Annotated in this window: 20 protein-coding genes and 3 pseudogenes; 12 read left to right on the top strand and 11 right to left on the bottom strand. The window is 69.8% G+C overall.

Annotated features, from left to right (window positions below; translation table 11 throughout):
• Positions 1 to 78 precede the first annotated feature (78 nt).
• Positions 79 to 1077, bottom strand: a complete 999-nt coding sequence (locus tag ACZ45T_RS24880; protein WP_112447263.1) for an ABC transporter substrate-binding protein — start codon at positions 1075 to 1077, stop codon at positions 79 to 81.
• 507 nt (positions 1078 to 1584) lie between these two features.
• On the opposite strand from ACZ45T_RS24880, the gene ACZ45T_RS24875 reads away from it, so the two are divergent.
• Positions 1585 to 3279 (top strand): ribulokinase, encoded by a 1695-nt coding sequence (locus ACZ45T_RS24875; RefSeq protein WP_468444831.1) that lies wholly within the window; start codon positions 1585 to 1587, stop codon positions 3277 to 3279.
• An 83-nt stretch (positions 3280 to 3362) separates the two neighbouring features.
• Positions 3363 to 4874 (top strand): L-arabinose isomerase, encoded by a 1512-nt coding sequence (gene araA / locus ACZ45T_RS24870; RefSeq protein WP_468444829.1) that lies wholly within the window; start codon positions 3363 to 3365, stop codon positions 4872 to 4874.
• Between the two features lie 186 nt (positions 4875 to 5060).
• Here araA and ACZ45T_RS24865 read toward each other — a convergent pair whose 3' ends face one another.
• Entirely contained in the window at positions 5061 to 6272 is a 1212-nt protein-coding gene (locus ACZ45T_RS24865) for an ROK family protein (RefSeq protein ID WP_468444827.1), read from the bottom strand.
• A gap of 13 nt (positions 6273 to 6285) precedes the next feature.
• A complete protein-coding gene (gene xylB, locus ACZ45T_RS24860; RefSeq protein ID WP_468444825.1) occupies positions 6286 to 7716 on the bottom strand; it encodes a xylulokinase in 1431 nt (476 codons plus the stop codon).
• Between the two features lie 93 nt (positions 7717 to 7809).
• Between xylB and xylA the strand changes: the two genes are divergently transcribed.
• Positions 7810 to 8982, top strand: coding sequence for a xylose isomerase (gene xylA, locus ACZ45T_RS24855; protein ID WP_468444823.1), 1173 nt, complete (start codon positions 7810 to 7812; stop codon positions 8980 to 8982).
• Between the two features lie 213 nt (positions 8983 to 9195).
• Here the strand turns inward: xylA and ACZ45T_RS24850 are convergent, their stop codons facing one another.
• Positions 9196 to 10626, bottom strand: coding sequence for a non-reducing end alpha-L-arabinofuranosidase family hydrolase (locus ACZ45T_RS24850; RefSeq protein ID WP_468444821.1), 1431 nt, complete (start codon positions 10624 to 10626; stop codon positions 9196 to 9198).
• A gap of 508 nt (positions 10627 to 11134) precedes the next feature.
• Positions 11135 to 11650, bottom strand: coding sequence for a transposase (locus ACZ45T_RS24845; RefSeq protein WP_468444819.1), 516 nt, complete (start codon positions 11648 to 11650; stop codon positions 11135 to 11137).
• Positions 11651 to 12360: 710 nt separating this feature from the next.
• Here ACZ45T_RS24845 and chvE point away from each other — a divergent pair.
• The 3 genes from chvE to mmsB all read left to right on the top strand — a co-directional run bounded on the left by chvE (position 12361) and on the right by mmsB (position 16344).
• Positions 12361 to 13455 (top strand): multiple monosaccharide ABC transporter substrate-binding protein, encoded by a 1095-nt coding sequence (gene chvE, locus ACZ45T_RS24840; RefSeq protein WP_468444817.1) that lies wholly within the window; start codon positions 12361 to 12363, stop codon positions 13453 to 13455.
• Between the two features lie 102 nt (positions 13456 to 13557).
• The gene (mmsA, locus tag ACZ45T_RS24835; RefSeq protein WP_468444815.1) at positions 13558 to 15105 is read left to right on the top strand and encodes a multiple monosaccharide ABC transporter ATP-binding protein; all 1548 of its coding nucleotides are present in this window, start codon (positions 13558 to 13560) and stop codon (positions 15103 to 15105) included.
• Positions 15106 to 15108: 3 nt separating this feature from the next.
• Positions 15109 to 16344: a multiple monosaccharide ABC transporter permease gene (gene mmsB, locus ACZ45T_RS24830; RefSeq protein WP_468444813.1), complete on the top strand. Its 1236-nt coding sequence runs from the start codon at positions 15109 to 15111 to the stop codon at positions 16342 to 16344.
• A 53-nt stretch (positions 16345 to 16397) separates the two neighbouring features.
• On the opposite strand, the gene ACZ45T_RS24825 is transcribed toward mmsB, so the two are convergent.
• A complete protein-coding gene (locus tag ACZ45T_RS24825; protein ID WP_468444811.1) occupies positions 16398 to 16628 on the bottom strand; it encodes a hypothetical protein in 231 nt (76 codons plus the stop codon).
• Positions 16629 to 17445: 817 nt separating this feature from the next.
• On the opposite strand from ACZ45T_RS24825, the gene ACZ45T_RS24820 reads away from it, so the two are divergent.
• Positions 17446 to 18429: an expansin EXLX1 family cellulose-binding protein gene (locus tag ACZ45T_RS24820; RefSeq protein ID WP_468444809.1), complete on the top strand. Its 984-nt coding sequence runs from the start codon at positions 17446 to 17448 to the stop codon at positions 18427 to 18429.
• Here the strand turns inward: ACZ45T_RS24820 and ACZ45T_RS24815 are convergent.
• From ACZ45T_RS24815 to ACZ45T_RS24805, 3 genes are read right to left on the bottom strand one after another with little or no spacing between them, the layout of a single operon-like run.
• On the bottom strand, positions 18407 to 18847 hold the full coding sequence (locus ACZ45T_RS24815) for a hypothetical protein (protein WP_468444807.1): 441 nt from the start codon (positions 18845 to 18847) through the stop codon (positions 18407 to 18409). The two genes, ACZ45T_RS24820 and ACZ45T_RS24815, sit on opposite strands and share 23 nt — an antisense overlap.
• The gene (locus ACZ45T_RS24810; RefSeq protein WP_468444805.1) at positions 18847 to 20148 is read right to left on the bottom strand and encodes an amidase domain-containing protein; all 1302 of its coding nucleotides are present in this window, start codon (positions 20146 to 20148) and stop codon (positions 18847 to 18849) included. Before ACZ45T_RS24810 ends, ACZ45T_RS24815 begins: the two co-directional genes overlap by 1 nt.
• 3 nt (positions 20149 to 20151) lie before the next feature.
• A complete protein-coding gene (locus ACZ45T_RS24805) occupies positions 20152 to 20475 on the bottom strand; it encodes a type VII secretion target (protein ID WP_189968800.1) in 324 nt (107 codons plus the stop codon).
• Between the two features lie 741 nt (positions 20476 to 21216).
• Between ACZ45T_RS24805 and ACZ45T_RS24800 the strand changes: the two genes are divergently transcribed.
• From ACZ45T_RS24800 to ACZ45T_RS24785, 4 genes and pseudogenes are all read left to right on the top strand, one after another.
• Positions 21217 to 21357, top strand: coding sequence for a hypothetical protein (locus ACZ45T_RS24800; protein ID WP_468444803.1), 141 nt, complete (start codon positions 21217 to 21219; stop codon positions 21355 to 21357).
• A 153-nt stretch (positions 21358 to 21510) separates the two neighbouring features.
• Positions 21511 to 22152 (top strand): PASTA domain-containing protein, encoded by a 642-nt coding sequence (locus tag ACZ45T_RS24795; protein WP_468444801.1) that lies wholly within the window; start codon positions 21511 to 21513, stop codon positions 22150 to 22152.
• A 298-nt stretch (positions 22153 to 22450) separates the two neighbouring features.
• A pseudogene (locus tag ACZ45T_RS24790) lies at positions 22451 to 22567 on the top strand (RHS domain-containing protein); the annotation flags it as partial.
• A 148-nt stretch (positions 22568 to 22715) separates the two neighbouring features.
• Positions 22716 to 23618, top strand: coding sequence for a transposase (locus ACZ45T_RS24785; protein WP_468444799.1), 903 nt, complete (start codon positions 22716 to 22718; stop codon positions 23616 to 23618).
• Between the two features lie 76 nt (positions 23619 to 23694).
• Here the strand turns inward: ACZ45T_RS24785 and ACZ45T_RS24780 are convergent.
• Positions 23695 to 25379 (bottom strand): annotated as a pseudogene (locus ACZ45T_RS24780) (ISAzo13 family transposase).
• Positions 25380 to 25431: 52 nt separating this feature from the next.
• Between ACZ45T_RS24780 and ACZ45T_RS24775 the strand changes: the two are divergent.
• Positions 25432 to 25630 (top strand): annotated as a pseudogene (locus ACZ45T_RS24775) (ADP-ribosylglycohydrolase family protein); the annotation flags it as partial.
• Between the two features lie 496 nt (positions 25631 to 26126).
• Here the strand turns inward: ACZ45T_RS24775 and ACZ45T_RS24770 are convergent.
• A partial coding sequence (locus tag ACZ45T_RS24770; RefSeq protein ID WP_468444797.1) for an RlpA-like double-psi beta-barrel domain-containing protein occupies positions 26127 to 26558 on the bottom strand: 432 nt, incomplete at its 5' end.

Below are 26558 nucleotides of genomic sequence, written 5' to 3'. Positions count from 1 at the left end.
TGTGGGGTGGTGGAGCGGGCTCCGGAGGGTGAAGGAGGCACCGGAGCCGGGCCTCCTCCGGCACCAAAACCTGTCGCGTCAGTAGTTCCGGGACGGCAGGGCGGCCGCGGCCTTGTCCTGCGGGAAGACGCCCTCCTGGGTCTCGACCCGGGTCGGCACGCTCTCCCCCGCCACGACCTTCTTGGCCAGCTCCATCAGCTGGTCGCCGAGCATCGGGTTGCACTCCACCACGACGTTGATCTTGCCCTCGGTCATGGCGACGAAGGCGTCCTTGATTCCGTCCACCGAGATCACCTTGATGTCCGTACCGGGCTTCTTGCCGGACTCCTCGATGGCCTGGATGGCGCCGAGGGCCATGTCGTCGTTGTGGGCGTAGAGGACGTCGATGTCCTTCTGGGACTTCAGGAACGCCTGCATGACCTCCTTGCCCTTGGCGCGGGTGAAGTCGCCCGTCTGCGAGGCGACGATCTTGAACTTGCCGTCGGCACGGATGGCATCGGCGAAGCCGGCCTTGCGGTCGTTGGCGGGTGCTGAGCCCGTGGTGCCCTGGAGCTCGACGATGTTGACCGGGCCCTGTTCGTTCGCGTACGCGCCGGTCAGCCACTCGCCCGCGGACTTGCCCTCCTTGACGAAGTCCGAGCCCAGGAAGGTCTTGTAGAGGGAGGTGTCCTTGGTGTCCACGGCCCGGTCGGTGAGGATGACCGGGATGCCCGCGTCCTTGGCCTCCTTGAGCACCGTGTCCCAGCCGGACTCCACGACGGGCGAGAAGGCGATCACATCGACCTTCTGCTGGATGAAGGTGCGGATCGCCTTGATCTGGTTCTCCTGCTTCTGCTGAGCGTCGGAGAACTTGAGTTCGATCCCGGCCTTCTTCGCCGCCTCCTGGACGGACTTGGTGTTGGCGGTACGCCAACCGCTCTCGGCGCCGACCTGGGCGAAGCCCATGGTGATCGTGCCGCCGGAGCCCGTCTTGGCCCCGGAGGCCGGGGCGGAGGCGGGACCCTCGGTCGAGCAGGCGGTCAGCGCCGAGGAGGCGAGAAGGGCGACGGTGAGGACGAGGGCTGCTCTGCGAGCCATGACGGGTGTCCTTTCGGGGGCTACGGATGAGGCTCCGCACGGCCGGTGCCGGGCTGCGCCCGTGGTCATGGGCGTGGCGGGGCCGGGGCGGGGGCCGGGGGCGGGGCGACAGGAGCGGGATGCCCTTGAGGGGGCGCCGTCGCATTGTGAGCGCTAACAAGCCGGGTTCTCAACCCCTTTGCGCGCGTTACCTGTCCGTTACCCCGTCGCGTGCGACAACAACGCGGACTCCATCCGCTCGCGCGACCATCGACCCCGCCTACCCGAATCGGAGTCCTCAACCCGCCTCGCATCAAAGGCATATCGAGCCGCGGCCCCGTATACGAAGGCCGCCGCACCATGAGGGTCTCCCACATGATCCACGCAGACCCCTTGCCTATCGACATTGTTAGCGCTCACACTGCAAGCTCATCGGATCCTCCGCCGACCGCCAGGATGGTCGGGACGGCATCTCCGGCTGCCGGGCCGCGCCGCGTGCCGCCCACGGCTCCTTCGAAAGGCACTCTGTTGACGTCACCGCATCTCCTCGCGCCCGCCCCTCCTTCCGAGGAATCGGAGCAGTACACGGTCGGTGTCGACTTCGGCACCCTGTCGGGCCGCGCCGTGGTGGTGCGGGTTCGCGACGGTCAGGAGCTGGCCGCGGCGGTCCACCCCTACCGGCACGGCGTCATCGACCGATACCTGCCGCAAGGCGGTGCGCCGCTGCCTCCGGACTGGGCCCTGCAACACCCCCAGGACTGGCGGGACGTACTGCGTCGCGCCGTCCCGCAGGCCCTGGCGGCGGCCGGGATCGATCCCGCCGCGGTGATCGGCATCGCCACCGACTTCACCGCCTGCACCGTCCTGCCCACGCTGGCCGACGGGACTCCCCTCGCCGAGACCGAGCTCGCCGGACGGCCCCACGCGTGGCCCAAGCTGTGGAAGCACCACGCCGCCCAGTCCCATGCCGACCGCATCAACGAACTCGCCCACGCCCGCGGGGAGAAGTGGATCGCCCGCTACGGCGGCCGGATCTCCGCCGAGTGGCAGTTCGCGAAGGCGCTCCAGGTCCTGGAAGAAGACCCGCTCGTCTACGAAAGCTGCGCGCGGTGGATCGAGGCCGCCGACTGGATCGTGTGGCAGCTCACCGGAACCGAGTCCCGCAACGCCTGCACCGCCGGATACAAGGGCATCCACCAGGACGGCGCCTACCCGAGCGAGGAGTACCTGGCCGCGCTGAACCCCCGGTTCGCCGACTTCGCACGCACCCGCCTCGAATTCCCCCTCTCCGCTCTGGGATCACGAGTGGGCTCGCTCAGTACGGAGGCGGCAGCGTGGACAGGGCTGCGGCCCGGCATCGCCGTGGCCGCGGGCAACGTCGACGCCCATGTCACCGCGGCGGCGGCCCAGGCCGTCGAGGACGGACAACTGCTCGCCATCATGGGGACCTCCACCTGCCACGTCGTGAACGCCCCCGTCCTCGCCGACGTCCCCGGCATCTGCGGTGTCGTGGCCGGCGGGATCGTCGAGGGAACCTACGGCTACGAGGCCGGCCAGAGTGCGGTCGGCGACATCTTCGCCTGGGTGCTGGACCAAGGCGTCCCGTCGGACTACCTCGCCGAGTCCGCCGAGCGCGGCGAGGACCTGCACACCCTGCTGACCCGGAAGGCCGCCGGCCAGCCGGTCGGCGGACACGGACTGGTCGCCCTCGACTGGCTCAACGGCAACCGTTCGGTCCTCGTCGACCACCACCTCTCCGGAGTCATCGTGGGTCTCACCCTCGCGACCCGCCCCGAGGACGTCTACCGCGCACTGCTCGAAGCCACCGCGTTCGGCACCCGCGTCATCGTGGAGGCCCTGGAAGCAGGCGGCGTACCGGTCCACGAGTTCATCGTCGCCGGCGGACTGGCCAAGAACGAACTGCTGATGCAGATCTACTCCGACGTGCTGCGCCGCCCCGTCTCCCTGGCCGCGTCCGACCAGGGCCCCGCCCTCGGGTCGGCCATCCACGCCGCCGTAGCCGCCGGCGCGCACGGCGACGTACGGACGGCCACCGCCGCCATGGGCCGCCGGCTGCCGGCCGTCTACCTGCCCGACGCCACCCGGGCCGAGGCGTACGACGCCCTCTTCGCCGAATACCGGCTCCTGCACGACCACTTCGCCACGGGTGGCCTGCTGCACCGCCTCAGGCACATCCGCGACACGACCCACACCGCGGGCTGACCCCCGCCCCGTTGTCCGTTCCCGCATTCCCACCCGCCCGCCGCCCTCACCACCGTTGCGGGACGTCACCTTCAGGAGTCCATGTGCCCAGCCGAACATCCCCCGCCCAGGAAATCTGGTTCCTCACCGGCAGCCAAGGCCTGTACGGGGAGGAGACGCTGAAGCAGGTCGCCGAACAGTCGCTGCAGATCGCCGCCGCGCTGGCCGACGCCTCCGGCATTCCCGCGCGCGTGGTGTGGAAGCCGGTACTGACCGACGCCGACGCCATCCGCCGGGTGTGCCTCGACGCGAACGCCGACGACCGGTGCATCGGGCTGATCGCCTGGATGCACACCTTCTCGCCGGCCAAGATGTGGATCGCCGGACTGGACGCGCTGCGCAAGCCGTTGCTGCACCTCCACACCCAGTCGAACGTGGCCCTGCCCTGGGACACCATCGACATGGACTTCATGAACCTCAACCAAGCCGCCCACGGAGACCGCGAGTTCGGGCACATCCAGACCCGTCTGGGCGTACCCCGCAAAACGGTGGCCGGCCACGTCACCGATCCCGAGACGAGCGCACGCGTCGCGATCTGGGCGCGGGCGGCCGCCGCACGATCCGAACTGGCCACCCTCAAGGTCGCCCGCTTCGGCGACAACATGCGCGACGTGGCCGTCACCGAGGGCGACAAGGTCGAGGCCCAGCTGCGCTTGGGCGTCTCCGTCAACACCTACGGCGTCAACGACCTGGTGAAGGTCGTCGACAGCGCGGACGAGACCGACGTGGCTTCCCTCGTCGAGGAGTACGCCGACCTGTACGACCTGGCGCCGGAACTGCGCCCGGGCGGCGAACGGCACGACGCGCTGCGTTACGCGGCCCGCATCGAAGCCGGCCTGCGCACCTTCCTCGAAACGGGCGGCTTCGGGGCCTTCACCACCAACTTCGAGGACCTGGGCGGACTGCGCCAGCTGCCCGGCCTCGCGGTCCAGCGGCTCATGGCCCAGGGGTACGGCTTCGGAGGAGAGGGCGACTGGAAGACCGCCGTCCTGCTGCGCGCCCTCAAGGTGGCTGCCGCCGGCCTCCCGGGCGGCACCTCCTTCATGGAGGACTACACCTACGACCTGACACCCGGCAACGAGCTCATCCTCGGCGCGCACATGCTGGAAGTCTGCCCCACCATCGCCGCCTCCAGGCCCAGCTGCGAGATCCACCCCCTCGGCATCGGCGGGCGGGAGGACCCGGTGCGGCTGGTGTTCGACGCGGCACCCGGCCCGGCCGTGGTGGTCGGGCTCGCCGACCTCGGCGACCGCTTCCGCCTGATCGCCAATGACATCGACGTGGTGGCACCCCCTCACCCGCTGCCCGCACTGCCCGTCGCCCGCGCGGTCTGGCGGCCCCGCCCCGACCTGCGGACCTCCACCGAATCCTGGCTGACGGCCGGAGGACCGCACCACACCGTCCTCAGCACCGCCCTGACCTCCGACCACCTCGACGACCTGGCGGAAATGCTCCGCCTGGAGCTCGCCCTCATCGACGAGACCACCACCCCGAAGCAGTTCCGGCGCGATCTCCGCTGGAACCAGGCTTACTACCGGCTGGCACTGGGACTGTGAACCAGTTGAAGCCCGGCACGGTCCGCGCAGCCTGGCACCGGCCGCGACCGTCCACATCACGGCCGTGGAGCAGTGGCCGGCCGCCTGTCCGAGCGGCGACTCGCTGCGAGCGCGATCGACGACTGACCGCCCCGGTGCACCGGGGAACGGCGGCCACCAGCCCGGCGAACCCACGCGGTCACAGCACTACCGGGCCGGCAGGCGAGTGGGATCGGCGATGATCTCTCGGACGGTCGACCAGGCCGCGCCCAGCACCGGTCCGCGGCGCCCCAGGGCGGAGGGTCGTACCGCCTCCGGGGTCCAGGGCCGGACGGTGATCCGGGCGGCCAGTTCGGCGCGTATGGACGGGAGGAGCCAGTCGGCGAGTTCGGCGTAGGCACCGCCCAGAACGAGGCCGTCCGGGTCGATCAGGTTCACCGCCGAGGTGAGGGCGAGGCCCAGGGCCCGTCCTGCGCGGTCCAGGGCGCGCAGGGTCGCCGCGTCCCCGGCTCCCGCCCGCTCGGCCAGCAGGGCCACCGGGTCGCCGACGCGCCCCAGCCCGGCCTCGCGCAGCACGGCCGCTTCGCCCGCGTACTGCTCCAGGCAACCGCGCGCCCCGCAGGCGCAACGGGCACCCTCCGGGTGGACGGGCAGGTGGCCGAGTTCGCCCGCGAAGCCGCGGGCGCCCCGGAACAGCTGCCCGCCGATGACCAGTGCGGCACCGATTCCGGCCTCGGCGGAGACGTGTACGAAGGTCTCGGCGGAGTTTCCCCGGTGCCACTGCTCGGCCAGCGCCCCGAGGTTGGCTTCGTTCTCCGGCTCGGGCGCGGTGTCGGGGTCGGGCCAGTGGTCGGCGGGGCGGACGGCTTGCCAGCCGAGGTTGGGAGCGTTCGCGACCAGTCCGCCCGGCTCGTTCGGCACCACCCCCGGCACGGCCAGGACGCGGCCCTCGACGCGCAGGCCGAGGGCCGCGGCCTCGGACTCCGCCTCGGCGCCCAGCGCGGCGGCCTCCGCCAGCACCTCTCCGGCCGGCCGGCCCGCGTTGGCCCGCTCCACGCGACGCCAGACCCGGGGTTCACCGCGCAGGTCCACGACGCACGCGGCGAGATGGGTGACGCCGATCTCCAGGCCGAGGCCCGCGGGACCCCGATCGTTCAGGGCCAGCGCCCGTCCGGGGCGGCCGACCCGTCCGCTGGGCGCGGTCTCCGTCTCGGTCAGCGCTCCCCGACCGATGAGCTCGTCGGCCATGGAGGAGACGGCCGGCCTGGTCAGGCCCGTGTGCCCGGCCACGTCCGCCCGGGAGAGCGGGCCGTGCGCGGCGACCACGCCGATCACCACCGCGAGGTTCCGCCGGCGCATCCCCTGCTGCGAGGCGGGCGCGGCCTCCGCGCCCCCGCTCGCCCTGCCGGTCCCCGTCATCGGCCCGACCCTCCTATCGCTCTCCCGGCGGGACCTCCTGCAAGGCCCGCGCCCGCCGCAGCGTACTGGTGATCCGTTCGAGCGTGTCGTCGTCACGGGGTACGGGCTCCAGTACCCGGCCCTCGGCGGTCCGCCAGCGCCGGGCGACGGCATCGGCAGGCTCACCGGTGAGCAGTGCGGCGGCCTGGGCGGCGGCCCCGAGCGCGACCAGTTCCCGGGCCTCGGGCACCTGGACCGCTCGCCCGGACAGTCGCAGGACGGTCCTCTGCCAGGCCCTGCCGCGGGCTCCGCCGCCGATCAGCAGGAGTGGTTCGCCGGGGGCGGGGCTCTCGCCTCCGGCGCGCAGCACGTCGTCCAGGGCCGCGAGCAGGGCGTGGGCGGCGCCGTCGTAGGCGGCCTGGAGCAACTGGCCCGGCGTCGTGTCGTGGCGCAGGCCGTGGACCAGGCCGGAAGCACCCGGGAGGTCGGGGGTGCGCTCGCCGTCCAGGTAGGGAAGCACCACCGCCGTGCCGCCTCCCTCGACGTCCTCCCGGTCGCGGCCGACGAGGGCGGCGAAGCGGTCGACGGCGAGGGTGCAGTTGAGCGTGCAGGCGAGCGGCAGCCAGCCGCCGAGGGCATCGGCGAAGCCTGCGACGGTTCCGCCCGGGTCGGTGGGCCGGGTCCGGCCGACGGCGTAGACGGTGCCGGAGGTACCGAGGCTCAGCACCGGACGTCCGGGGGTCAGGCCCAGGCCGAGGGCGGCGGCCATGTTGTCACCGGTCCCGGTCGCCACCAGTGCGCCCCTGCGCAGCGGCATCCCGGCTCGGACGACGCCCGCCCGGGCTCCCGGCGGGAGGACCTGCGGCAGCAGCCCGGGGTCGAGGCCGATCCGGCCGAGGACGTCGGTGTCGTAGCCGTCCGGGCCCCACCAGCCGGTTCCCGACGCGTCTCCGCGGTCCGTCACCGCCTCACCGGTCAGGCGCTCCGTCAGGAAGTCGTGGGGAAGCCGGACGGCCGCGACGCGGTCGGCGGCGGCGCGCTCGTTCGTGTGCAGCCAGGCCCACTTGGCGGCCGTGAAGGCGGCCGTGGGGACGCTTCCGGTGCGGCGGGCGAGCTCTGCCGCACCGAACGCGGCTGCGAGTTCGGCGGCCTGCGGGGCGGAGCGGACGTCGTTCCAGAGCAGCGCCGGGCGCACCGGCCGTCCGGCCGCGTCGAGGGTGACCAGGCCGTGCTGCTGGCCGGCGATCGAGCAGGCGGCGGCGCGATCCGCCCAGCCGGTGCCCGCCATGGCCTCGCCGAGCGCTCGCCACCACTGTTCGGGGTCGCTCTCGCGTCCGGCGCCCGTACTGACGGCGTGCACGGCGCGGCCCTCGCCCAGGACCGTGCCGGTTTCCACGTCGACGGCGAGGGCCTTGGTCGACTGGGTCGAGCTGTCGACACCGATCACGACACGCTGAGCAGACATGCGTTCCTCCGGTGGGGTTCCTTCTGGCGTCTCGGCATACTAATTTGTTTTTTGCCATTACAAATAGCCCTCGGCCCTGAACCGGAGACCCTCATGACCAGCGACCCGCTCGTCCCCACTCCCGCGCACCGGTTCACCTTCGGCCTGTGGACCGTCGGCTGGCAGGGCCGGGACCCCTTCGGCGACGCCACCCGACCCGCCCTCGACCCCGTCGAGACCGTGGAGCGGCTGGCCGGGCTCGGCGCCTACGGCGTCACGTTCCACGACGACGACCTGATCCCCTTCGGCGCCGGCGAGGCCGCCCGCGAGCAGGCGGTCAAGCGCTTCCGCACCGCACTCGACACGGCCGGGCTGAAGGTCCCGATGGCCACCACCAACCTCTTCACCCACCCGGTGTTCAAGGACGGCGCCTTCACCGCGAACGACCGGGACGTGCGCCGGTACGCGCTCCGCAAGACGATCCGCAACATCGACCTGGCCGTGGAACTCGGCGCCTCGGTCTACGTCGCCTGGGGCGGCCGCGAAGGCGCGGAGTCGGGCGCGGCCAAGGACGTGCGCTCCGCCCTCGACCGACTGAAGGAGGCCTTCGACCTGCTGGGCGAGTACGTCGAGAACCAGGGATACGACCTGCGCTTCGCGATCGAACCCAAGCCCAACGAGCCGCGCGGCGACATCCTGCTGCCCACCATCGGCCACGCCCTGGCGTTCATCAACGAGCTGGAGCGGCCCGAGCGGGTCGGCCTCAACCCGGAGGTCGGCCACGAGCAGATGGCCGGGCTGAACTTCCCGCACGGCATCGCCCAGGCCCTGTGGCACGACAAGCTGTTCCACATCGACCTCAACGGCCAGACGGGCATCAAGTACGACCAGGACCTGCGCTTCGGCGCGGGCGACCTGCGCCAGGCCTTCTGGCTGGTCGACCTGCTGGAGTCGGCCGGCTACGACGGCCCCCGTCACTTCGACTTCAAGCCGCCGCGCACCGAGGACTCCGCCGGCGTCTGGGCTTCGGCGGCCGGCTGCATGCGCAACTACCTGATCCTGGCGGAGCGTGCCCGCGCCTTCCGGTCCGCTCCGGAGGTCCGGGCCGCGCTCGCCGCCTCCCGGCTGCCCGAACTGGCCCTCCCGACCGCCGCGGACGGCCTGGCCGGGCTGCTGGCCGACCCGTCCGCCTTCGACGAGTTCGACGTCGACGCCGCCGCCCGCCGCGGCATGGCCTTCGAGCAGCTGGACCAGCTCGCCCTCGAACACCTCCTCGGCGCCCGCTGAGCCGCAACGCCCCGGAGCCGGGCCGTGGCGTTCCACGGCCCGGCTCCGCTACGCCTTGGCCGCCGGTACAGGATGAGGAACCCCAGCCGATGCGCGGCTGGGGTTCCTCGGTGCGGTGAGCATGGGTCAGCAGGTGGAGCTGCCCACGCCATGAACCGCTCGGCTGCACGTCGGCGGAACGCACCACATCGCGAGCGCCGTGGTTCAGGCGGGTCAGCGCTGCAGGGTGAGCAGACCCGGCCGGTACGGCAGCTTCAGGTAGTCGGTGTTCTCCGGTGTGGTCGTGGGGAGGCCCTGATAGAGGAACTGCAGGTTGCAGGGATCGATGGTCATGGTCTGGTCGGGGTTGTTGCGGACCAGGTCACCGTGGCTGACGCCCTTGGCCCAGGTGGAACCGCTGTTGGCCTGACCCGCGAAGGGGCTGCTCTCGCTGCCGGCCTGGACGGTCCACGGACCGTCCAGGCTGGAGGCGGTGAACGAGCGGAAGTAGCGGTTCGAACCCTGCGCCTCAACGATCATGAGGTACTGGTTCCGGCCCTGGACCTTGTAGACCTCCGGCGCCTCGAACAGAAGGTCCGTCGCGTCGCTCATGACCGTCGTGTACGAGGAGCCGAAGTTGCCCGGGAAGTTCCCGATCGGCATGCTCGCCCGGTAGATCTTGCCGTTGTCGGCGGCGAAGAACAGGTACATGTTCTGGTCATCGGCGATCATGGTCGGGTCGATCGGGGCGTCCCTCCGGTCCCCGGGTCCCACGGGCAGGCTGCCGGTGAACAGCGGCTGCGCGGCGGACCAGCCGTTGGGGTTGGTGGGGTCGCTGGAGGTGCGGTAGTAGAGCGGCCACTGACTCCACTGGGACACCATCACCCAGACGTCCTTGGGCGCGAAGTAGAACAGTTCGGGCGCCACCGCGGGTTCGTTCATCCTGGTCTGGGTGGCCGCCCCCATGTCCGACCAGTTCGTGAAGGGGCTGAATGCCGTCGAGCCCCACGCCGTTCCGTTGGAGGTGGTCGCGTAGACCAGGTGCTTGCCGTTGTACGTGGTGGTGGAGAAGTCCTTCAGCGCCAGCTGCCCGTTCGCCGGCTGCGCCAGCGGACCCGTCGAGGTCCACCGGTAGGCCGACGGAAGAGCACACGCGTTGCTCACCCCGGACAGGCCGGTCCACTTCTGGTTGCTGCCACCGTGGCACGACCAGATCTGCACCCCCGTGCCGTTGGCCGTGCCCCAGCCCGAGACCTCCAGACACAGCCCGGACCGCACGCCGACGATCGTGCCGTCGGAGTTCACCCGCCACTGCTGGTTCTCACTGCCGTTGCACGTCCAGATCTGCACCGGGGTCCCGGACGTGGTGGCGCCGCCCCGGACATCCAGGCACTTGTTGCCGTACACGGTCAGCTGGCTGCTGTCCGTCAACGTCCACTGCTGGTTGATTCCACCGTGGCAGTCCCAGATGTGCACGTTTGCGCCGTCGGACTGGCTGAAGCCCGCCACATCGAGACAGCGGCCGGAAGCAACACCGCGCAAGTCGCTGGTGGTGGCCGCCTGAGCCGGGCCGGCGACGAGCAGCGCCGCCAACGCGGCCAGGGCAGCGACCGCGGCGGCGAGCACCGCGGACAGGCGGCTGCGGCTGGAACTTTGTCTGCGCATTTGAGATCTCCTTTGTGACCGGATGAGCTGTCACACGGTTTGGGCAGGGGCGACCTGCCCTCGGCACCTGCGGATCCGGCCGCACGGCGCGTCGCAGCGGCGGAGCGGCGGAGCGGCGGAGCGGCGACAAGGTGTGGCCCCTGAGGGTGGTGGGGGACGCGGAGGATTGTTAGCGCTAACAATTTGCAGCTCGCACATGGGCGTTGGAGGCAGGAGACCAGGGGCCTGAGCGACTGTCAAGATCTTCTGCAAGAATCCGTCGGATCACTGAAACAACATCAGGACGGTCAACCGCAAGGGGAGCTGATGAAGTCGAGGCCCGGCAAGTCGACCTCGACCCGTAACGGGACCGCACTGCCCACCTGAAGCCAAACGGCTCTGCCGCGGACTGGGGCGGCCTGGAAGGGCGCGTGGTCGCGGATCATGACCCAGAGGACATTGCCGCGGCGCCGAGCGAGGGTGAGAACTGCTCGCTGTGCCCTTTGCCTTCCTTCCCCTTCCGGTCGCATTACGCCTTGGAGACCGGGCAGAAGAATACGCTGACCTGCGCGGAGAGGTAGAGGTCCCGCTGGAGGCCGCGGTGGTAGCGGCGGCGTCCGCGCAGGTTCCCGCCGACCGTCCCGGAGTCCCAGGGGACGGGTGCCAGGCGGGCAAACGCGGTCAGGCGGTCGGGGCCGGCGAAGGCGGTGAGTTCACCGCCGGTCGTGGCGACGAACTCCGCTCCAAGAGTGCGTCCCATGCCGGGCATCGCGAGGATGACCTCGGCGTCCTGGTGCCGGCGGAACCGGGTTTCGATTCGGCCGTCGAGTTCGGCCACTTCGTCGCTGTGGGCGGCTACCGAGCGGGCGACGAGCTCGGTGCCCAGCTCTTCGCCTCGCAGGGCGGTCATCTGGTTCTGGGCAGCTTCCACGGCCCGGGCTGCGAGCGCGGCCGCCCCGCCGACCTTACGGTTACGGAGCCATGCCTCCAGCCGCCTGACACCCATGCGGCGGATCGCGGCCGGGGTCCGGTAGGCGGTCAGCAAGATGGCGGGGGCCCTTCTTCGTTAGATCCAGGGCCCGTTCCAGTACAGGGAAGTAGGTGGTGGGCGCCTGGTGGACGGCCCGGCCTGTGAGGTATGCGACGGGCTGGCCGTGGTTGAGGAGGAGACCGGGCAGTTCTGTCTCGTCGTTCATGACGCGGCGGGACAGCTCGGGCACGATTCCCTCCGCCAGCTCGTCGTCACACTGTTCCCGCAGCCGACGTCGTCTTACAAGCGACCGAGTCGCGACGCCATGGGACCCTCGGCCGGCTGCTGGAACCGACCGCGGCGTGGGGCACAGAACTGGCGCGCCGGGCCGCCGCACTGACGGCGGAGACCCGGTACGCGATCACGTCGACGTCTTCCAGGCCCTGGTCGAACGGCGGGGTCGAGTCGAAGCCGACCACGCCGAGGGTGTGCGAGCTGCGGGTGACCAGAACACGGGCAGCGGGGTCGGGCCGGTGGTCCAGCTCCCGGAATTTCCGCGCGCATCCGCTCCCGCACGCCGGACGTATGCCCCGACAGCGATCCGAACAGACCCTTGACGGACCACTTGTGAGCGTTAACACTCAGGTATCGCCAGGCCGGAGCCGCCGCGAACCCGGACTTCACACAGTGCGAGGAAACGACTCCCGGCCGGCCCCGCTCGACCGCTTCCGGCTTCTCCCAACCGGGTCGCACCGTGCCGGTCGCGGAACATCACTGGAGGAACTGTGCGGAAGCTTTCAGCCGGCCTTGTCACCCTGGGCCTGACGCTGTCGCTGGCAGCCTGCGGCCAGAGCGCCAACGGAGCAGGCGAGGGCGGGGGTGGCGGGGAGGCCAAAGGCGGCCTCGTCGGCATCGCGATGCCGACCAAGTCGTCGGAGCGCTGGATCAATGACGGCAACAACATGGTCAAGGAGTTCCAGGCCAAGGGTTACAAGACCGATCTCCAGTACGGCGACAACGTCGTGGAGAACCAGGTCTCCCAGGTGGAGAACATGATCACAAAGGGCGCCAAGCTGCTGGTGATCGCCGCCATCGACGGTTCCTCGCTCACCAACGTGCTGCAGAAGGCCGCCGACGCCCACGTCCCCGTCATCTCCTACGACCGGCTGATCCGCGGCACCGAGAACGTCGACTACTACGCGACCTTCGACAACCACAAGGTCGGCGTCCTCCAGGGCAGTTACATCGTCGACAAGCTCGGCCTCAAGGACGGCAAGGGCCCGTTCAACATCGAGCTGTTCGCCGGCTCACCGGACGACAACAACGCCACCTTCTTCTTCAACGGTGCGATGAGCGTCCTGAAGCCGTACATCGACGACAAGAAGCTGGTCGTGCAGAGCGGCCAGACATCCTTCAATCAGATCGCCACACTGCGCTGGGACGGCGGCCTCGCCCAGTCCCGGATGGACAACCTGCTGAGCAAGTCGTACACCGCCGCACGCGTCGACGCCGTGCTCTCGCCGTACGACGGCATCTCGATCGGCATCATCTCCTCGCTCAAGGGCGTCGGCTACGGCGCCGGCCAGCCCATTCCCGTCGTCACGGGCCAAGACGGCGAGCTGGCCTCGGTGAAGTCGATCATCGCGGGCGAGCAGACCCAGACCGTCTACAAGGACACCCGCCAACTGGCCAAGGCAGCAGTCCAGATGGGCGACGCGCTACTGACGGGCGGCAAGCCCGAGGTCAACGACACCGGCCAGTACAACAACGGCGTCAAGACCGTACCGGCGCAGCTGCTCCAGCCAGTCAGCGTCGACAGGGAGAACTACCAGAAGGTCCTGGTGGACAGCGGCCAGTACACCGCGGACCAGCTGAAGTAGCCCACGGAGCCCGACCGACGGGTCCGGCGACGAAGAAACGGCGGTGCGACGCCCGCGGGACCGCCCGGCGCCGCACCGCCCCGACGATACGGATGCACAACCATGGCCCGACCCGTTCTCGAGATGCGGTCGATCAGCAAGACGTTTCCCGGTGTCAAGGCCCTCTCCGAGGTCAACCTGACCGTCGCCGCAGGTGAGGTGCACGCCGTCTGCGGCGAGAACGGCGCCGGCAAGTCCACGCTGATGAAGGTGCTCAGCGGGGTCCACCCCCACGGCGGCTACCAGGGCGAGATCTACTTCGAGGGCGAGCCCTGCCGGTTCCGGGACATCCGGGCCAGCGAGCAGCGCAGCATCGTGATCATCCACCAGGAACTCGCGCTGGTGCCCTACCTGTCCATCGCCGAGAACATCTTCCTCGGCAACGAGCACGCCACCCGGGGCGTCATCAGCTGGCACAAGACGCTGACCCACGCCGCCGCACTGATCCGGCAGGTCGGACTCGACGAGAGCCCGCACACCAGGATCGCCGATCTCGGCGTGGGCAAACAGCAGTTGGTCGAGATCGCCAAGGCGCTCGCCAAGAAGGTGAAGCTGCTCATCCTGGACGAGCCGACGGCCGCCCTGAACGACGAGGACAGCCGCAAGCTGCTCGACCTGATCCTCGAACTCAAGGCACAGGGCATCTCCTGCGTCCTCATCTCGCACAAACTGAACGAGATCGCCCGGGTCGCCGATGCCGTCACCATCCTGCGCGACGGACGGACCATCGAGACCATCGCGATCGGCCCCGAGGGCATCTCCGAGGAGCGGATCATCCGCGGCATGGTCGGCCGCGACCTGGAACACCGCTACCCCGAGCGCGCCCCCGAGATCGGCGAGGTCGCCTTCGAGATCGAGGACTGGAGCGTCCAGCACCCGATCGACCACCGGCGCAAGGTGGTCGACGGCGTCTCGCTCCACGTCCGTCGAGGCGAGATCGTCGGCATCGCCGGCCTCATGGGCGCCGGCCGCACCGAACTGGCCATGAGCGTCTTCGGCCGCTCGTACGGTCGGTGGACCGGCGGCCGGGTGCGGCTGCACGGCCGGGAGATCCGCACCCGGACGGTGCCGGAGGCGATCGGGCACGGCATCGCGTACGTGACCGAGGACCGCAAGCAGCTCGGCCTCAACCTCAACGACGACATCAGCCGGAACATCTCGCTGAGCGCCCTCGGCAAGGTCGCCCGGCGGGGCTGGGTCGACCGGCACGAGGAGGCACGGATCGCCGAATCGTTCCGGCGGACCATGAACATCAAGGCCCCCTCGGTGTTCGCGGAGACCGGCAAACTCAGCGGCGGCAACCAGCAGAAGGTCGTCCTCAGCAAATGGATCTTCGCCGAGCCGGACGTGCTGATACTCGACGAACCCACCCGGGGCATCGACATCGGTGCCAAGGCGGAGATCTACACCGTCATCGCCGAACTCGCCGACCAGGGCAAGACGGTGCTCGTCATCTCCTCCGAACTTCCCGAACTCCTGGGCCTGTGCGACCGGATCTACACCATGGCCGAAGGCCGGATCACCGGTGAGGTCAACCGCGCGGAAGCCACCCAGGAATCCCTCATGCGGCTCATGACCACGAGCGCGGCATACCCCGACAAGCAGGTGTGAGGCATGGCCCAGACCAAGACCACCCCAGACACCACGCCCCGCACACCGGAGCCCGGCCGACGACCGTCGGCCGGTGCCGTACTGGCCCGAGCGCTGCGCGGCAACCTGCGCCAGTACGGGATGCTGCTCGCGCTGGCGCTGATCGTGCTGCTGTTCCAGTTCTGGACGGACGGCATCCTGCTCCAGCCGCTCAACATCACCAACCTGATCCAGCAGAACGGCTACATCCTCATCCTCGCCATCGGCATGATGATCGTCATCATCGCCGGGCACATCGACCTGTCGGTCGGGTCGCTCGCCGCCTTCGTCGGGGCGGCCGCCGCGGTGATGATGGTCAAACACCACGTGCCGTGGCCCGTGGCGCTGGTGGCCGCGCTGCTGATCGGGGCTCTCGCCGGAGGCTGGCAGGGCTTCTGGATCGCCTATCTCGGGATCCCCTCGTTCATCGTCACGCTGGCCGGCATGCTGCTGTTCCGCGGTGGGACCCAGATCCTCCTGCAGGGCCAGTCGGTGGCGCCGTTCCCCAAGGGCTTCCAGAACATCAGCAGCGGCTTCCTCCCCGCGGTCGGCCCCCACACCAATTACCACAACCTCACCCTGCTGCTGGGCTTCGTGGTGCTGGCCGTCGCGATCCTGCAGGAGGTGCGCGGACGGCGGCGGGCCGCCTCGTACGGGCTGGAACCCCTCCCGGCCGGGCTCTTCCTGGTGAAGCTCGGCGCGATCACCGCGGCCGTGGTGGCCTTCACGCTGCTGCTGGCCAGCTACCACGGGGTGCCGATCGTTCTGCTGATCCTCGGCGTCCTGCTGGTCGGCTTCGGATACGTGATGCGCAACTCGATCCTCGGCCGGCACACCTACGCCATCGGCGGAAACGAGGCGGCGGCGAGGCTGTCCGGGGTGAAGAGCAAGCGGGTCGTCTTCCTGGCCTTCGTGAACATGGGCGTCCTCGCGGCCCTGGCCGGGATGGTCTTCGCCGCGCGACTCAACGCCGGTACCCCGCAGGCCGGCATCAACTTCGAGCTGGAGGCGATCGCCGCCGCCTTCATCGGCGGCGCCTCCGCGAGCGGCGGTGTGGGAACCGTCATCGGCGCGCTCACGGGCGGTCTGGTGCTGGGCGTACTGAACAACGGCATGTCGCTGGTCGGCGTGGGTACCGACTACCAGCAGGTGATCAAGGGCCTGGTACTGCTGGCGGCCGTCGGCTTCGACGTCTACAACAAGCGCAAGGCCGGAGCCTGACCCTGCCCTGCCCCTCCTCGGTGCCGCCGCTTCACGAGGAGGGAGTGCCTCGCCTACCGGGAGCACGCCTCCCGCGGCTCCGCTCGCGCGTCGACGATACGCTCGAAGAAGAACTCGTGCTTGAGGAAGGAGAGGTCGTACTCATGACCCGGGTACGGCGGGATCAGCTGAGCGGCCTGAATCAGCCGCCAGCCCGCCCGGAGCGCCGCCACCCCCGACTCGTACGGCGGCTCGTCGCTGTCGCCCGTGGTGGGCGAGGTGCGGCCCGTGCCGTCGTACGGCACTCGCCCACCTTGACGAGCCCCCCGCTCTCGCCGCCGTCGGCATCGGCGTGCACGGCCCGGCCGGCCACGTGGACGTGTTCTCCCTGCCGGATCTCTGGCAGCTCCATCTGTACGACTACGAGGCCGATTTGACGGTGGACGGCACGGAGTACGCGATCCGCCCCGGCCGGGTCAGCCTCGTACCGCCCGACGCCGAGGTCCGCTATCGCTGCCGGGGCCGTTCCTCACACCTCTACGTCCACCTCCGTCTGGGTTCAGGTGGAACTCCGCACAGCGTCCCGGCGATCCAGGACTCGGGCCCCGAACACACTTGGCTGACTGTCCAGTTGCGGCATTCACTGGCCGCCTGGCCACATAGCCCGGCACGGGCCGCGGCGGAGGCGTGGGCCGCCTTGTGGCGGGTCACCCAGCTCGCGCCCGCGAGGGAGCGGAACACGCAGGCCGCTCATCCGGCGGTCACGGCCGCGCCACTTCCCGCAGGCCACCACCCTCTCCGTCCCCGCCGTCGCCGCGTCGGTCGGCATTCCCGACCTCCAGGCGTTCAACAAGGCTCGTCGCCGCGCGCTCGGAGCCTCTCCGCGCGGCATCCGCGCCGCCAGCCCGTTTCCCCGCACTCCCTTGCTCAGTGAGCGGACCGATTCGGGACACCGCTGTCCGGCCGCCCTGAAGGACCCGCCGCGCGCCTGCTTCCCACCGTCGGCAACCTTTTCGCGTCCTGCGGCGACCAGGCAGTGCACCTCGACTCAGATCTTCGAAACGGACGGACATGCAGACTGCACGGCAGGCCGCGCGGCAGCGCAGGCGTAGACACAGGCTGATGCTGGGGACGGCAGTGACACTGACCGCCGCGGGCGTCCTCTTCTGTCTGGCAACAGCCATGCTCCCCGGCCCCATGGCCGGGGCCGACGCCGACGCCGACGCCGACGCTGCGGCCGACGTGGCCGTCCCCGCCGCCGCCCAAACGGGAGCCACGTCCTCGGCCCCGACGAGCCCAGCACCCCCGGCGGCCGGCTCGCATGCCGCGGCAACCCCGAGCGCGGCCGCCGCGGCGACCACCGCGGCGACGCCACCGCCTTCGGCGAAGGAAACCCCACCGGTGGCATCCACCCCGGCACCGCCGGCAGGACGCATCCAGCCGGATATCACCTACAAGGGCGTCGCCACCGCCTACGCCGCCGGCGACGGCAACGGCGCCTGCCTGTTCGGCCCGAGCGACGACCTCATGATCGCGGCGATGAACACCACCGACTACGAGTCGTCCAGGGCGTGCGGCGCTTACGTGCGCGTCCGCGCCGCGAGCGGCGCCTCGATCACGGTCCGGATCACCAACGAATGCCCACTGCCCTGCGCACCCGGGCAACTCGACCTCAGCGAACAGGCCTTCGCCAAACTGGCCGATCCCAAACTCGGCCGTATCCCGATCACCTGGAGCCTGCTGAGCCCCCGCACGTCCGACGCCCTCTCCCTCCGGTACAAGACCGGGTCCAGCGCCCACTGGTGCGGCATCCAGGTGATCGACCACCGCAATCCGGTCGCACGGCTGGAGGTACGCACCACCAAGGGCTGGCGGAGGCTGCCTCGTACCGACTACAACTACTTCCTCTCCGCCGACGGCAGCGGGTGCGGCGGCGCGATGAGGATCACGGCTCACGGCGGCCGCGATCCTCTCGGGCGGCGTCCGACGAGGCACCGCCCCGCCGTTCCCCGCGCCCTCAGCTCGACGCCGGGCAACAAGCCATTGGCCCCGACATCTCACCCGCCCACCGTGCACGAGCTCGTCAGCACCCGTCGCCGAGGTTGATCCCCGCCGCGGCGGCCGAGTAGACGACGTACAGCTGGATCAGTTCCATCGGGATCGCCAGAACGTTGAACCAGACGGTGGTACCGGCGACGAGTCCCGGCCAGCTCTCCCCGAGCCGGCGGCCGTACCGTCCGCGCAGCCGCCGTGCGAGCAGCACGCACACGGCCACCGCCGCCAGGCCGAGGCCCACACCGGCCCACCCCGCGACGTACTCCGCCATCGGGAAGGGCAGGTGCCGGCAGGCTTCGCGCTGCCGGTCGGCCCACCCGTGCTCGATCTCCTGCGTGTGCAGGGAGGTGGCCACACCGGCCACGGTCAGCAGCGGCACCAGCAGCGCCGCCGTCACGGTGCCCGGCGTGACGGCACGCGGGCGCGCCGTGCCGTCGCTCGCGGAGGGGGAGGGCGAGGTGGTGGCCATCAGTACCAATCCGGTTCCGGGCGGACGATGCGGATGCGCTGCTCGCCCCCGTTCCTGTTCGCGATGTGTTCCCGGCTGTCCAGACTCACGTTCTGGAACGAGCTCGTGTGCTGGGTCAGCTTGATGTCTCCGTCCGGGGTGACCGAGGTGACGACGGCGGCGTGGTGGGTCTCGCCGGGGGCGGTTTCCGTGCCGGAAGCCACTTGCTCGTAGAAGACGATGTCACCGGGCTGTGCCTCGGTCCTCGGCACCTCCTTGCTGCCGTGGCGCAGCAGGAAGTTCTGCAGTCCCTCGGCCCGTGCCCATGACTCGGAGTGGTACGCGTGCTGGTCGAGCCAGTCCCACCCGGTCCCGCTCTGGCGGCCCCAGGCGTCGTCGCCCATCAGCCCCGTCCAAGGGTCGATCTTCTTCTTCATGCCGCCCGCTTCCAGGCTCGACGACACGAAATTGGTGCAGTTGCCGAGCGCCCCGTAGTCGAGGTCGTCCTTCTTGTCCCAGTGGTCGAGCGCGTACCGCACCATCTCGACCCGGTCGACCTTCCCGTCGGGTCCGCGCAGTTCGCGCCCGACCTCGGGCGGCAGGCCCTTGAGGTCGGCGAGGGTCACAGGGTCGGCCCGCATGAGGTCCCTCTGCTGCTGCGGCGTCAGGCCGTCCCACCAGGTGCGGACGAGGTGCGGATCCTTCCCGACGGGGATGTCCGCCCTGAAGATGTCGAATTCGACGTGCGACGCCTCAACGAGGATCTCGTTGTGCGCCCGCGAGGTGTCGGAGACGTTGATGGTCTTCGCGAGCTTGTCCAGTTCGGCGGAGGCTTTCGCGTCCGCCTGGGAGGCTTCGCGCAGGGCCTCCTCTATCAGCCCGTTGACCTCGGATATCTGGCCCAGTTCCTTGGTGTAGGCGTCGCGTACGTTCTGCGGGACGTTCGGGCCGACGGGTGCGGCCCCCGTGTACGCGCCCACGGCGCGGCCGTCCTCGATGCTCAGCCCGTGCTCGCGCGCCAGCTCGGTCGCGTGGAAGAGCGTGCGCTGGGCGAGGCCCATGGAATGGGCCAGGGCGTCGACCACCATGGCCACACCCTTCATGATGTCGCCGCCGGACTCCAGACGGTTGGCGAGGTCTTCCAGCCGCCGGCCGGCCTGCTTGCCGGTGGCGTCCGCCCAGTGGTCGTCGAGTTTCTTCTTGCCCTGCGCGCGGACGTCCTCGCAGGCGGAAGAGGAACGCCGGGCGAGGTCGACCCAGTCGTCCGCCGCCTTCTGCCACTGGTCCACGCGGCAGTCGTACAGGTCGTGATAGGCGACCACGGGTCAGCTCCTCCCGAAGTCGGCAAGGCCGTGCTGAAGCCTGGCGAAGGCGTCCTTCGCCTGTGCGTCCGTGGTGTCGTAGGCGTTGGCCGTGGTGTGGAGGTTGTCGGCCATGGTGTTCATCTGCTTCCCGAGGTCGACCATGTGGTCCTCCCAGGCGGTCGCACACCGCTTGAGCGCCCCGGCCGAGGCCCAGCCGTGGTGGCCGCCGGCTGCCGTGTCGCTCGAATCGAGGGACTTGCGGAGGTTCTCCAACGCCTTCTCGGCGGCCGAGCTCGCACCTCCCGCGCTTTGCCGCACGTAGTACGTCTTAATGTCTACATCCACGAATTCCCCCATGATCACTTCGTCCATATCCTAAGACACCGGTTCACCGGTGTGATCATTCGTTGAACTGACCATGGCAGGAACGGGGCCGGTCGAGAAGCCGGTACCGGACGAGTTGGGAGTGCCGTTCCGGCGGGTGGTGCCGCAGGTGGAGGCCATACGGCCCGCAGGGTGGCGGCCGGCGTCGAGCGGGCGACCGCGAGGCATTGGCCGCGGTCACCCTTCGTGGCAACCTCGGTGCTGCTCTCGCGAGCCGGTACCTTCCGGCGGACACTCCGAAAGGCTCGTGCCGCGTAGATGGCCGCGGCAGCTGCGAACTGCCCAACGCCGGCAGCGCCACGCCGTCCGGCACCCGCGCCCCTCCATCAATGGCGCCGCCGAGCCGGGACTGCGTACTGCGCCTCGCGCGGCCACCCCCTGGCCGAACCTCGGCCCACCCCGGGAACACCAAAGCCCTGAATCCAGCCATGTCGAGGGGTGTTATTCCAGCCATGCCGGGCGTAGCGTGAGCCCCACCGAGAGGGGGCGCGTCACCTCCCACCCATTGGCGCGCACCACTGAAGAGCCCCGCCACAACGTCCCCCGTGCGGCGGGGCTCTCTTCTGGTCACCACCGGCATCAAGTGGCCCGTGCACCGCCTTCCGGAGGCGATTGTTCACCTGGCGCTGCGGGCACAACGGGTGAGATGCGTACTCATGCACTCATCAAACGGGGGCTTGATGGACTGGTAGGACCGACGATATGGAGCGAGCAGTAGAGCGCGGAATCCGGCGAGCCCACGGCGAGGAGCTGCCAGACGACAGCTGCATGGCCTGCGCAGGTTGTCTGATCGTTCTCCCCCTGCTCCTCTTCATCATCTGGGTGATCATCAAGTCCAACTAGGTGGCTCCTAGTTGGAAAATCAGCCGCCGTGCCCATCCTGGCCTCACGTCGGGCGTGCCCAGACACCGAAGCCCGTTACCGCGCGGGGCTTTCGCGCGTCACAGACCGGTCACAGCCACCACACAGGCACCCAGCCCCGGCGAACATGGCGCGATGCGCACACACCACACGATCACCCTGCTCACCACCGCCGCTGCCATCGCCCTCGCCCTCACCGCCTGCAACCCCCAGACCTCCAGCAACGGGAAGCCCGCAGCGCCGAGCGCACCGGCCCCAGGTGCCTCGTCCGCGCCCTCCAGCGCCGCGCCCGCCACAAAGACCGCCACGCTCCCGAACTTCGTCGGCAAGGGCCTCCAGACCGCCCAGGACGAGGCGCAGGCCGCCGGGTTCTACGCCCTCAAGTCCCACGACGCCCTCGGCCGCGACAGACTCCAGGCCCTCGACCGGAACTGGAAGGTCTGCTCCCAGACCCCCGCCGACGGCGCGAGCATCGACACCAGCACGAGCGTCGACTTCGGCGCAGTCAAGCTGGAGGAGACCTGTCCGGCCACCGACGCCCCCGCCCCCAAGCCCGCCGGCGGCACCATGCCGAACTTCGTCGGCCAGGGCATGAAGGCTGTACGAGGCGCCCTGCCGTCCAACGCGAGCATCACTGTGAAGGACGCGGTGCAGAGCCGCATGGTGCTCCAGGAGTCGAACTGGAAGGTGTGCAGCCAGGACCCGAAGCCCGGGACCGCGCTCAGCGGCCAGCAGGTCTCCTTCACCGTCGCCAAGACCGAAGAGACCTGCCCCTAACCCACCGGCGACCAGTCCGCGCCCCACACTCAAGCGCCCTCACCCGCCCCCGCCCCCGCCCTCGGGCTCCTGACTTTTGTCCGCGGACAGAAGTCGGCCCCGGCTACCCGTCGGTGAGCAGCCTCCAGGCGAGGGCTCGTAGCTCCTCATCGGGGTGGGTTTCCTCCGAGAAGGGGGTGTCGCTCAGCAGGCGGAGCGGGGAGAAGGCGAAGGCGCGGAGCGTGGGGCGGAGGTGCTCGGGAACCTCGCCGGTGGCGGCAAGGGCCTTCAAGAGGCGCTGAACCCGACCGGGGCGGCGGAGGTCGGCAGCCGCTTCTTCGCGATCGCCACGGACCTGATCGGGACCCCGCGCGAACTCATCGACGAGGAGGGGGAGGTGGCCTGGTACACGCGCGCCACCCTCTGGGGCACCACCCCGCAGAAGAGCCACACCCATTGATCATCGGCGGGCAGCCGTGACGTGCAGTGGCCGCACGGGTTCTTCGAGTGTGACCAAGAAGTGGGCTCGTGCGGCCTTGACCCATCCTGCCTTCTGCGGCGTCTCGCGTGCGCATCTCGGCGATTTGGTCGAAGAGTTGGCCGATCTGTGGCTCGCCCGGTGCGAGTCGGAGCTTCGTGAGCGGCGTGGTGCCGAGCGGCAGCGGGAGGCCGGTGCCGGCCCGAAGCACGACCTGGTCTTCACCGACCGCCTGCTCGTCACCCTGGTCCACCTACGCACCGGGCTCCCGCACGCCGCGCTCGCCGCGCTGTACGACGTCGCCCGCTCCACGATCTCCCGCGCCATCGGGGAGATCCGCCCGTTGCTGGCCATGCGTGGCTTCGCGGTCCCCGACCACCCCGGCGTGCGACTTCGGACCCTGGCGGACGTGTTCGCCTACGCCGAGGCCGCGGGGATCCGGTTGCGGATCGATGGCGCCGAGACCCAGGTTCGCCGCCCGAAGGCAGGCAGGCCCGGACGGCGGGCCTTCGTCTCCGGCAAGAAGAAGCAGAACACCATCAAGACCACCACCATCAGCGACGGCCAGGGCCGTCTGCTGTGGTCGGGCGCGGACCGACCTGGCCGTATACACGACCAGACCGCGATGCGCACCGAGGGTATCGCCGAGCCGTGCCGGCTCCACCCGAAGGTGACGGCCGAGGTCGACGAGGGCTACCGGGGGCTGGCCAACGAGTTCCCTGACCAGATCAGCGCCCCTCCGAAGAAGCCGAAGGGCGACGCGCCGCTCGGCGAGCAGTACGCCTGGCGAGAGATGCGCCGACGGCAGTCCTCGGAGCGGATCTGCGTCGAGCACGCCAACGCCGAATTGCGGCAGTGGTGCCCGCTCCAGCGCTACACCGGCCCACGCGAGGACTACGCCGCAAACCACCAGGCGATCGCTTCGTTGGTTTCTGACCGTTCGGCTCGCCGACCGACCCGCCGCAAGCCGAGCACCGAGCTCGTGCTCGTCCGGCAGGCCGCCTGCTGATCAACCCCTAACCGACCCGCCAGGCCAGCACGCCCAAACCTCAATCGCGGACCATGTCGTTAGGGCTCGCAGAGAATCAACATGCTGACTTGATCTCCGTGGGGCTGTTGTTGGTGATGAACGCGGTGACGTCGGCGGGTGTGCGGAACCTGGCTGTTGAGGGTGGAATGGTGCGCTTGTCTTCGGTGAGGAGGGGCTGGACTTGCTGAACGGCCCTGGTGATGGTGCTGCCGTTGACGCCGAAGAGCTGGGCGATCAGGTCTCGGGTGCCGAGTTTGCGCAGGTAGAGCACGGTGGCCAGGACCCTGTCGGCGGTGGTCAGCTTGTCCTTGGCGCCGGCTCCGCGAGCCCGGATACGGTCGCTTCCTCGCTGCTGGGTCCGTCCTTTTTCACGTAGCTCGTCGAGTCTCTGGGACAACTGGTCGACGAGTGCGTCCAGCGCCTGCTTGGTCATGCCGGTCAGTTCCGGATTGCGCAGATCACCAGCGCAGGACGGAGGCGGCAGGCCCTCGGCTGACCGCGGGTCCTTGGTCGCGCCGGCCGTGTCGCGGCGTTGTGGGTTGAGGGTGTAGTTCCAGTCGCCGTGGAAGCGGTGCCGGTGCATGGGCAGGGCGTCGATGTCCGTGTCGGTGACCTTGATGCCGGTGTCGTAGGTGCCCGAATCGAGTTCGGCGTGGACTGTCAGCCCGGTGTGGGTGGTGGTCGCCTTGATGCTGTTCACGATGACGTCGTGGCTGGTCAGGGGCCTGCCTCGCCAGTTCATGGAGATGTGGGAGAACAGCCGGTGCTCGATCTTGTTCCACTTCGAGGTGCCCGGCGGCATGTGGCAGACCGTGATCTCCAAGCCCGTCTCGACGGCCAGGGCGGCAAGTTCCGTCTTCCAGGCGCGGGTGCGGTATCCGTTGGAGCCACCCGCGTCCGCGGTGATCAGCAGCCGGGAGGCCTGGGGGTAGTCGCGGCTGGCACGGGCCTGCCACCAGCGGCGGATGGAGGCAACGGCGAAGGCTGCCGTGTCGTGGTCGGTGCCGACGCTGACCCATCCGGTATTCGCGGCAACGTCGTAGATCCCGTACGGGATCGCCTTGCCCGGTCCCTGCCGGTCCAGGAAGTCATGGGCCTTGACCTGGGCCGGAGTCCCTTCGGCTCCCACTCACGGCCCCCGTTCTTGTAGGGGCCGACCAGCTCCTTCTTCTTCGTGTCCACGCTGATCACCGGGTCGCCGGCACCCATGTGCTCCTTGGCCCGGTCGTTGATGTAGTGGAACTGGGCATCGCGGTCAGGATGCTGGGCGCCCTCGAGGGTCTTGGTGTTGGCCTGGAGACTGAATCCCTCCTCCCGCAGCAGGTCGGCAACGGTATCCGCCGAGACGCGGTGGCCCTGCCTGGTGAGCTGGTCGGCGAGTCTGCGGGTGGACTTCGTCGTCCATCGCAGCGGCGACATCGGATCTCCGCGCATGTCGGGCTCGACCAGCTCCAACAGTGCGGGCCGCAGTCCCGGATCCACCTCGGCTGCCCGCTTGCGCCCGCCACCGGGACGGCGGACCCGGCCCAGTGGTTCCGCCCCCGCTTCCAACTCGTCCACGCCCTTGCGGACGGTCGTCTCGCTGACCTCAGCCGCCTGGGCGACGGCGCGGATCCCGCCGTGCCCCAGGATCCGGGCCTCGGCCCCCATCAGCAGCCGACGCTGCCTCTCGTCCAGATGCGGGAACAACACCGCGAATTTCAGGACGAGTTGATCACGGACATCGCCGGATATGCGCATACCACACCAACGAGCCGAACCACGGGAAGCAACACCTTGATTCTCTGCGAGCCCTTACGCTCTGTGGTGCGCAGCAGGGCACCTCGACGACCTGCACGAGGGCCTGTGGTTCACGGTCACCGGGCGTGGCGACATCGACACCACCTGTGCTATCGCGGGTGGCGTGATTACTGCTCGCACAGGCGTCGGCGCACTCCCCCCCTGCCTGGCACGCAGCGCGTGAACCGCTGCCCCCGGTTGTGGCGGCGTAAGAACTCCTATCGGGAGGGCTTCAGGCGTCTCCACCAGTGCGCATCCAAGGGTGAGGAAGGCTCCGTGGATGTCGTCGCCGATCTCCCAGCGGATCCGCAGGCGGCGGAACCAGTGCATTGGGGCAAACGCCCGCTCGCCGAGCGAGCGTTGGGTGTCGAGTCCGGAGCCCCAGACCAAACCGCGGTACTTGTCGTAGTCGTAGCCGTGGCCGTGGTCGCCCAGCACGATGTCCGGACGGCGTCGGGGCCGGCCTCGCTTGCCCCACACCGGTGGTACCGCCTGGAGCGGTGGGATCAGCTGCGTGACCTCGTTGCGATTCCCGCCGGTCCGGGTGGCAGCGCGCCGGGCCCCGTCCGATCCTGGGGACGCCGACTCGAACTGCTCAGCCACCCGGGTCGGGCGGGGAATACCGCAAGCGTTAGGTGCGGTACTACGGAGGGGGACGGGTTGCGCTGTGCCCCGCCGTAGTTCCGTGGCACCGAAGGGCCCTGGCGTTTACGGCACGCGTTCGATGCGTGCGCGTCGGATGAGGTTCTTGCCGGGTTCCCTCACCTTGTCGAAGGCCGCGTTGTTCAGTAGGACGCAACTGCCCGACGGGCCGTTGACCGTGACCGTTGTCGACTGGCCGTTGTCGAGGTTGGTCACCTTCAGCTTCGTCCCTGTCGGAAACGTCCCGCTGCTCGCCGCCGGTGGTCCCGCTTCACCCGACAACGTCACCGTCGACCCCTGACACACCACTTCCCCGGTGGCCGGCGGCACCGGCGCGCCCGCCTCGGCGGACCCGGCCGCCCCACGGTTCGGCGCGGAATTATCACCGGCCACGCGTTCCACGCGTGCGCGTCGGATGAGGTTCTTGCCGGGTTCCCTCACCTTGTCGAAGGCCGCGTTGTTCAGTAGGACGCAACTGCCCGACGGGCCGTTGACCGT

This window comes from Streptomyces sp. NPDC030995 (genome assembly GCF_055571215.1).
Note: the sequence above shows the minus strand (reverse complement) of the source record. Positions and strands in the feature narration are given on the sequence as shown.

Bases quoted from the DNA above. Each gene is read 5' to 3' on its own strand.
- ACZ45T_RS24880 (WP_112447263.1), bottom strand. From the start codon at position 1,077: ATGGCTCGCAGAGCAGCCCTCGTCCTCACCGTCGCCCTTCTCGCCTCC.
- ACZ45T_RS24865 (WP_468444827.1), bottom strand. From the start codon at position 6,272: ATGACGGGGACCGGCAGGGCGAGCGGGGGCGCGGAGGCCGCGCCCGCC.
- xylB (WP_468444825.1), bottom strand. From the start codon at position 7,716: ATGTCTGCTCAGCGTGTCGTGATCGGTGTCGACAGCTCGACCCAGTCG.
- xylA (WP_468444823.1), top strand. From the start codon at position 7,810: ATGACCAGCGACCCGCTCGTCCCCACTCCCGCGCACCGGTTCACCTTC.
- ACZ45T_RS24850 (WP_468444821.1), bottom strand. From the start codon at position 10,626: ATGCGCAGACAAAGTTCCAGCCGCAGCCGCCTGTCCGCGGTGCTCGCC.
- mmsA (WP_468444815.1), top strand. From the start codon at position 13,558: ATGGCCCGACCCGTTCTCGAGATGCGGTCGATCAGCAAGACGTTTCCC.
- mmsB (WP_468444813.1), top strand. From the start codon at position 15,109: ATGGCCCAGACCAAGACCACCCCAGACACCACGCCCCGCACACCGGAG.
- ACZ45T_RS24820 (WP_468444809.1), top strand. From the start codon at position 17,446: ATGCTGGGGACGGCAGTGACACTGACCGCCGCGGGCGTCCTCTTCTGT.
- ACZ45T_RS24815 (WP_468444807.1), bottom strand. From the start codon at position 18,847: ATGGCCACCACCTCGCCCTCCCCCTCCGCGAGCGACGGCACGGCGCGC.
- ACZ45T_RS24800 (WP_468444803.1), top strand. From the start codon at position 21,217: ATGGAGCGAGCAGTAGAGCGCGGAATCCGGCGAGCCCACGGCGAGGAG.
- ACZ45T_RS24795 (WP_468444801.1), top strand. From the start codon at position 21,511: ATGCGCACACACCACACGATCACCCTGCTCACCACCGCCGCTGCCATC.